Origin of the sequence: Methanobrevibacter sp. 87.7, assembly GCF_002208625.1 — an archaeon.
Lineage (GTDB): Archaea > Methanobacteriota > Methanobacteria > Methanobacteriales > Methanobacteriaceae > Methanarmilla.
The window spans coordinates 1-8213 of record NZ_MRCT01000086.1 but is presented as its reverse complement, the minus strand read 5'-3'; the positions used below and the strand labels follow the sequence as shown (position 1 = coordinate 8213).

Genomic DNA, 8213 nt, shown 5'->3' with positions numbered 1-8213 from the left:
GTCTTGTTTTTCTTTATTTTAGTTTTTATATTCTTTTTTATATTAATTTTTTATTTTAATATTTAATTTTCTATTTTTATTTTAGTCTAATTTTTTATTTTTTTTAAAAAATTAAATAATAAATAATAAATATTTTGTTTATCAAATCTATTTTTAAATGTAAAACATTTTTTTATTTAGGAGGAATTTAATGTATTTAGGAAGAATTTTAGCAGTAGGAATGAATAGTGATAAGAAACCTTTTGTTGCATATAGGGTATCAAGTAGGCATTTTCCTAATAGACAAGCAAAAGTAAATGGTAAGGAAGCAGCAATAATTCCTAGACCTGGTTTTGAAACTGATATTTTTAAAAATACATATATTGCATATAATTGTATTAGAATTGTTAATAATTTAGTTGTTGTATCTAATGGTTCTCAAACTGACGTTATTGCAGATAAACTTGCTATGGGTATGAATATAAAAGATGCACTTGCTTATTCTCTTTTAACTATGGATTATGAAAAAGATGATTATCATACTCCACGTATTGCTGCTGTTGTTACTTCAAGTACTAATGAAGATGAATATGAAGCATATGTAGGTATTGTAACTGATTCAAAAATTCTTGTTGAAAAATTAGATTATGGTCAAGCAGTATATATTTCTGTATATGAACATCAAGAACCTCATACTGTAGAATATGATGCATCTACTAGTGAAGAAATTGCTCAATATATTTTTGATCAAGGAGAATTTGCAGATTTTGAACATCCTGTAACTTCTGTTGCTTCTGTTTATGATGATGGATGGGATACTTCTGCAATAGTGCCAGATTTTGATGAATAAATTATTTAGTTTATAATAATTTTATATACTAAATTTTACTTAGTTTATAATAATTTTTAATATTTTTAAATAGAAAATATTATGATATATTAATTTATACTTTTTATATGTAGAATATTTCATTTTTATAAGGATATTAGTTTATGTTGTTGTTGAATGTATTTAGTAAAAAATTTAAATTGTGATGATATTATGAGTTTAGAATTATTTGGATTAGAAGGAATTCCTATAGTTAATAAAGGGGAAAATATTGCAGGATTAATTTTAAAAGCATTGAAAGATCAAGGAAAAACTCTTGAAGATAAAGATATTATATTAGTTGCTGAAACTCTTGTTTCTAAAGCTGAAGGTAATGTTATAAAATTAGGTGATATTTTGCCTTCAGATGATGCAATATTAATTGCTAAAAAATCTAAAAAAGATTCTAAATTAGTTGAGGCTATTATTCAAGAGGCAAGAGAAGTTGTTGCAGTAGGACCTGATTTTGTTATTACTGAAACAAATCAAGGATTTGTTTGTGCAAACTCTGGAATTGATGAATCAAATGTTGGTGATGGATTAGCAACTCCTATGCCAGAAAATACAGATTTATCTGCAAGAAAAATTAGAGAAGAGCTTGAAGAAGTTACTGGTAAAGAATTAGCTGTAATAATTACTGATACTCAAGGAAGAGCATTTAGGGTTGGTGCAGTAGGTGTTGCTATTGGATGTTCTGGTATTGATCCTTTATGGAAAAGACAAGGTGAGGAAGATTTATATGGTAGAAAATTACATAGTTCTGAGGTAGCTACTGCAGATGAACTTGCAGCTGCAGCTTCATTAGTGCAAGGTCAAGCTGATGAAGGTTTACCTGTTGTTATTATTAGAGGATTTTCTGCATTTGATAATTTAAGAAACACTGAAAGTGATATTCATCCACTTCTTCGTCCTAAAGAATTTGATGTATTTAGAAATTAAATTTTTCTTTTTTAATTTTATATTTAGGTGCAATTATGAAAATCACTGTTTTATCTGGAGGAACTGGAACTCCAAAATTACTTCAAGGTTTAAAAGAAATTGTTGATGTGGAAGATTTAAGTATTATTGTAAATACTGTTGAAAATAATTATTTTTCTGGAGTTTATATTAGTGGAGATATTGATGTTGTAATGTATACCTTAATAGACATGATTGATGAAGAATTTTGGTATGGTATTAAAGGAGATACATATGTTACAAGTGAAACTCTTAAAAAATTAGGTTGTCCTGAAAAATTAAGAATTGGGGATAAAGATCGTGCAATAATGATTCAGAAAACTAAATTATTAAAAGAAGGATATAAATTATCTGAAATTGTTGATTTACAAAGAAAAAAATTAGGTATTAAATCTAAAGTCATGCCTATGAGTGATATTGATTCTGATATTTATATTGATACTGATATTGGTAATTTAGATTTTCATGATTTTTTAATTGATAAACAATGTAAGCCTCAAGTTAATGATGTTGTATATTCAATTGTTCCTCCTGCTCCAGAAGTAATAGATACAATTAAAAATTCTGATATGGTTATTATTGGTCCATCAAATCCTATAACTTCTATTATGCCTATTGTTTCAATTGAGGGTGTAAAAGATGCATTAAAAAATAAATTTGTTGTAGCAATATCTCCTATGGTAGGTGAGGGTGCAGTAAGTGGCCCTGCAAGTAAGTTTATGAATGCTTTAGGTTATGAGGCATCATGTATAGGTGTTGCAAAATTATACTCTGATTTTGTAGATAAATTGATTATTGATTCTCAAGATGAAAATTTAAGTGAGGATGTTAAAAATATTATAGGTGATGTTGGAATATGTAATACTATGATGAAATCTTTAGATATTAAAAAGAATCTTGCAAAAATGGTTTTAGATTCTTATAACCTTTAGATATTGAAATAATCTTTTTAAATAGTTTTAGATTATTATAAAAATTAATTTTATTTATTGTTATATTTTTTAATTATAACTTTAAATTTAATTTTTTAATTTTTCATGTTTTTATATATAAATCTTAATTTTTAAGTAAAACTAAAAATAATTAAATACTATTAAAATAATATAGTTTATTAATGGTGAATAATATGATTCAAATGACATTAATACAAATTGATAATTATGGTCCATGGACTGTTACTCCAAGACCTCGTAATGAGTCTGACCTTCAAATCTTACAAGCGGAATTATTTGCAGATGTTCAAAGATTAGTTGCAATGAAAAAAGGATTAGTCTTCTTTACAAGATTTGATAATATGTTAGCTATTACAAATGGTTTAAATAAAGAGGACCATTTAAGAATACAAAGATCTATAAGAAATAGATACCCAGTTACTATAAGTATGGGTGTAGGTGCAGCAAAAACACCTCATGAAGCTCAATTAAAAGCAACTCTTGCATTACAACATGAAGGAGGAGCTCAATCATCTAATAGGAAAGAAATATTAGCTATTGATTCTATGGCTGATTCTGATGATTCTTATGTTCAAGTTGCTCATGTTGATATTAATAGTGTTACAGAAACATTAACTGATAAAGAATCTGCTTTTGATACTAATTTTATGGTAAATAAAGCACAACATTATTTAATGACTAAACTTATTAAGAAAGGAGCATTATTATTCTTTATTGGTGGAGATAATTTCATGGCTCCATGTAATGGTTTATCTGAAGAAGAAATTAAAGAAATTTTAATTAAAATTAAAGAAGAAATAGGAATTGGTCTTAAAGCAGGTATTGGTAGAGGTAGAAATGCTGAAGATGCTGCATATATGGCTGATTTAGGTTTAAGAAAAATCCGTAGAGGAAATAATGTTGAATGGACTGAAGTTTTTGAAAAAGGTTGTTAATTTATAAATTTTTAATCATATTATTCTTAAATAATTTTTTATGATTTTTAATTTTTTTCTACTGTTTTTTATTTTAAGGAGCGTTTTATATATTAAAGTTTTAGCACCTATGGCAGGTATTTGTAATGGAGATTTTGCATTAAAATTAATTCCATATGGTTTTGATACAGTTACATTAGGTGGATTTAATATTGATAAATTATCTATTGATGCTGGCTCTAAAATTATTAAAAGAGGAAGGAAAGAATTTAACATACCTTATTCTAAGATTATAAGTTTCATTGATGATGAAGCATCTAAAGTTAAAAATAATTCTGATGCTCAAGTTTCTGTTAATTTAAGAAGTGTTAATCCTGATAGAATTATTGAAGTTAGTAAATTAGAATCTGTTGATATTGTTGAGATTAATTGTCATTGTAGACAAGAAGAATTACAAAGAATTTCTTGTGGTCAAGCAATGCTTGAAAGACCTGATTTAAAAGATTATATTAAGAAAGTTGTAGATAATTCTGATGCTCAAGTTTCTGTTAAAATAAGAGGAAATGTTGATGATGTAGATACATTAGCTATTTCAAAACTTATTGATGATGCTGGTGCAGATTATTTGCATGTTGATGCAATGAAACCAGGTATTTTTGATGCAGATTATGATTTAATAAGTAAAATATCGAATAATACAAATATTTTTATTATTGGAAATAATTCTATTGATAGTTTAGATAAAGTACATAAAATTTTAAATGCAGGGGCTGATGGTTTTTCAATAGCTCGTGCTGCAATAAATGGAAAGTTAAACTTTGATTTAAATGATATTTAGGAATTTTAATTAAATTTTATTAATATTTAATTAATTGTATTTTATTATTTTTTTAAGCTATTTTTTATTATTTTATAAGTTTTTTTAGGTTATTCTATTTGTTATCCTAATTTTTCTAAATTCAAGTCTTTTAATTTCATAATTTATACTTTATTCGTTATTTTTAGAACAATATTAATTTTCCTTCTTTTTTAGTATTTATTTAAAAAATTATAACGGGGTTATATCAATTTTATTTTTTATAAAAACTATTATATAGTAATTATTCTAAAATTAATATTATATTATTTGGAATTTTAAAAAATAATTAGTTTAATTTTAATTTTTAATCTTTATTTTAAATTAAATATAGTTTTTAAAATTCTATTTTTTAGAAATTTTTATAAATAATGATTTTTAAAATATATTGTAAGTATAATTTTTTTATTTAATGAAAAGTATAAATTTATTTATTATTTTAATTTTCTTATAAAGGTGGATTTATGAAGTTTATTACATTAAAAAATATTAGTAAATCTTTTAATGGGGTTCAAGTCTTAAAAGATATTAATTTAGAACTTAATGAAGGTGAAACATTAGGTATTTTAGGTCGTAGTGGATCTGGAAAATCTGTTTTAATTAATATGATGCGTGGAACTAAAGAATATGCTCCTGATAGTGGAGAAATGATTTTCCATGTAGCAATATGCCCTAAATGTTTACATGTTGAAGCACCTTCTAAAGCTGGAGAAAAATGTCCTGAATGTGGAGAAACTCTCGAATTAAGAGATATTAATTTATGGGATTGTGACAGATTAGAATTCAATGCAATTAAAAGAAGAATTGCTATTATGCTTCAAAGAAACTTTGCATTGTATGATGAAGCTACTGTAATTGAAAATGTACTTAAAGCAATGGGTGATGAAGGAGAATATGAAGAAAGAATTTATAAAGCTTTAGATATTCTTGATATGGTTCAGATGAATCATAGGGTTACTCATATTGCTCGTGATTTAAGTGGTGGAGAAAAACAAAGAGTAGTAATTGCAAGACAAATTGCTAAAAATCCAATGTTATTCTTAGCTGATGAACCTACTGGAACATTAGATCCACAAACTGCAGAAACACTTCATCAAAATCTTCAAGATGCAATTAAAGATAAAGGAATTACTATGGTAATTACTTCTCACTGGCCAGAAGTTATGGAAAAATTAGCAGATATAGTTATCTGGTTAGAAGATGGTGAAATTGCACATTCTGGAGATCCTGTAAAAGTTGTAGAATCATTTTTAGATACAGTACCAGTTCCTAAAAAAGTAGAATCTCATGAACATGGTGCACCTGTTGTAAAAATTGAAGATGTTAAAAAACATTATTATTCAATTGAAAGAGGAGTAGTTAAAGCTGTAGATGGTGTTTCTCTTGAAATTAATGAACAAGAAATATTTGGTCTTGTTGGATTAAGTGGTGCAGGAAAAACAACTTTAACTAAAATGATTAAAGGTCTTACTGAACCTAGTTCTGGTAAAGTTTCTATTAAATTAGGTGATGACTGGATTGATATGTCACAACCAGGACCACTTGCAAGAGGTCGTGTAATTCCATATATTGGTTTATTACATCAAGAATTTTCATTATATCCTTATAGGGATGTTCTTGGAAACCTTTCAAATTCTATTAGTCTAGATTTACCTGCAGAATTTGCTAAAATCCAAGCTTTACATGTTCTTGAAGCTGTAGGATTTACATCTCAACAAGTAAGTGAAATCTTAAATAAATATCCTGATGAATTAAGTGAAGGAGAAAAACATAGGGTAGCTATTGCACAAGTTCTTATTAGAGAACCTAATATAGTAATGCTTGATGAACCAACTGGTACTATGGATCCAATTACAAGAGTTATTGTTACTGATTCAATACTTAAAGCTCGTGATGAATTAAAACAAACATTTATTATTATTTCTCACGATATGGATTTTGTTCTTGATGTTTGTGATCGTGCTGGTTTAATGAGAGGAGGAAAACTTTTAAATGTTGGTACTCCTGAAGAAATTGTTAAACAATTAACTTCATCAGAAAAAGAAGATATGCTTAAAAATCAATAATTTTTATTGATTTATTTTTTTTTATAAAATTTTATTATTTTTTCATTTCTTGATTTTTTTAATTTTTTATAAAACTTTATTTTTTTGTGATTTTATACTATAAAATAATTACTTTTATAAATTATAAGATTTATATCTATGAATGTTATAAAATCTTATTATTAATTAAATTTTTTATTATTTTTATAATTACTTTAATTTATTTATAAGATTTATTTTCTAATATGATTAAATTATATTTTTATATAATTGGAGGAAAAGAATATGTCTTGGGATAATATGCCTTCACATATATGTAGAGGAGGAGATCTTAGGGGATTAACTTTTTGTTGTCCACCAGTTAAACCATGTCCACTTTTAAATGCTTTACGTGAAGCTGGACTTTCACCTCAAGAATATGTAGATATTAAAACTAAATTTGCTAAAGAAACAAGATTAGGAGAAGGTCCTGGAACATGTTTCGGTTCTTTAGTATGGTGTTGTAAACCTACTAAACCATGCCCATTAAGAGATATGTCTATGAGAAATATTAATATGAGCATTGAAGAGTATACTAATTTAAAAAAACAATTATCTGAAGAATTAGTTTCAAAAGCTAAAATTAAAAATACTAATGAAGAAAATATAACTGCTCTTGTAGATGCATTTCAAATTGAACCAGATGAAGCTGAAAAAGTTTTATCTGATTGTGGGGATGATTTAAGAATGGCTATTAAAATTTTAAGAGTTAAATCCTTAAAACAAGAGTCAAATTAATTTTTATACTTTTTTTATCTATTTTTTTATATTTTAAGTGTTTATTATGTCCTGGTTAAGTCTTTATTTTAATGTTTCAAATAAAAATGTTTTTGTTTTAGGTACTGGTGAAGTTGCTAGTCGTAGAGCAATTAGATTTTTGGATAAAGGAGCAAATGTTATTCTTGCTGGTGATAAATTAAATAATTCTGTTATTGAAAAAGGTGGAAAACTTATTAAAATATTTACAGATTTATATAAATTTGATAAAGATACTCAAATAAAATATATGGAATCAAATAAAAAAATTATTAAAGAAGAAGTTGAAAAAGCAGATTTTGTAATTATTGCAACTGGTGATTACGAACTTGCAGATTATACTTCATTAATTTCTAAAGGAAAATTATTAAATAGGGCAGATAAAACTGATGATGGTAATATAATAGTTCCTACTAGTTTTTATATTGATGATGTTGAATTTTCAATATTTACTGGTGGTAAAAGTCCACTTATGGCTAAGAAATTAAGGCAAAAAATTCAATCTATTATTACTGATGAAGATATTTTAGAAATAAAAATTCAGGATTATGCAAGAAAAGAACTTAAAACTAAAATAGAAAATCCTAAATTAAGAAAAAAGGTTCTTTATGAAATTTTAAATGATTCTAATATAAAAAATAGTATTAAAGATAAAAACATTGATAAAATTAAGATCTTTGTTGATGAAATAATTAATAATAATATTTAATTTTTACTTTATTTTATTATATTTTAGTTTTTTTTTTATTATTTTTGTTTTTTTTTTTAGTTTGTTTTTTGCTAGTTTTGTTTTTTTTTAGTTTTTTAATAAAAATATATTTTTAGTATATTTTTAAAAAAAGTATA

General features: G+C 25.3%; 8 protein-coding genes. All 8 read left to right on the top strand.

Translation table 11 applies throughout. The annotated features are described in order from the left end of the window. Nucleotides 1-190: 190 nt before the first annotated feature. The 8 genes from BGI41_RS05340 to BGI41_RS05305 all read left to right on the top strand — a co-directional run bounded on the left by BGI41_RS05340 (nt 191) and on the right by BGI41_RS05305 (nt 8076). Nucleotides 191-829: an IMP cyclohydrolase gene (locus BGI41_RS05340; protein WP_088539253.1), complete on the top strand. Its 639-nt coding sequence runs from the start codon at nt 191-193 to the stop codon at nt 827-829. 192 nt (nt 830-1021) lie between these two features. Beyond that, nucleotides 1022-1786, top strand: coding sequence for a coenzyme F420-0:L-glutamate ligase (locus tag BGI41_RS05335; protein WP_088539255.1), 765 nt, complete (start codon nt 1022-1024; stop codon nt 1784-1786). A gap of 35 nt (nt 1787-1821) precedes the next feature. Continuing rightward, nucleotides 1822-2736 (top strand): 2-phospho-L-lactate transferase, encoded by a 915-nt coding sequence (cofD, locus tag BGI41_RS05330; protein WP_088539251.1) that lies wholly within the window; start codon nt 1822-1824, stop codon nt 2734-2736. 194 nt (nt 2737-2930) lie between these two features. Continuing rightward, nucleotides 2931-3692 (top strand): GTP cyclohydrolase III, encoded by a 762-nt coding sequence (locus BGI41_RS05325; RefSeq protein ID WP_088539249.1) that lies wholly within the window; start codon nt 2931-2933, stop codon nt 3690-3692. A gap of 109 nt (nt 3693-3801) precedes the next feature. After that, on the top strand, nt 3802-4509 hold the full coding sequence (locus BGI41_RS05320) for an MJ0144 family RNA dihydrouridine synthase-like protein (RefSeq protein ID WP_088539247.1): 708 nt from the start codon (nt 3802-3804) through the stop codon (nt 4507-4509). A 482-nt stretch (nt 4510-4991) separates the two neighbouring features. Further along, nucleotides 4992-6593, top strand: a complete 1602-nt coding sequence (gene atwA, locus BGI41_RS05315) for a methyl coenzyme M reductase system, component A2 (RefSeq protein ID WP_088539245.1) — start codon at nt 4992-4994, stop codon at nt 6591-6593. Nucleotides 6594-6857: 264 nt separating this feature from the next. Next, on the top strand, nt 6858-7349 hold the full coding sequence (locus tag BGI41_RS05310; RefSeq protein ID WP_088539244.1) for a methanogenesis marker 9 domain-containing protein: 492 nt from the start codon (nt 6858-6860) through the stop codon (nt 7347-7349). A 46-nt stretch (nt 7350-7395) separates the two neighbouring features. Continuing rightward, nucleotides 7396-8076 carry a bifunctional precorrin-2 dehydrogenase/sirohydrochlorin ferrochelatase gene (locus tag BGI41_RS05305; protein ID WP_088539243.1) on the top strand — a complete coding sequence of 227 codons (681 nt, stop codon included), beginning with the start codon at nt 7396-7398 and terminating at the stop codon, nt 8074-8076. Nucleotides 8077-8213: the final 137 nt, after the last annotated feature.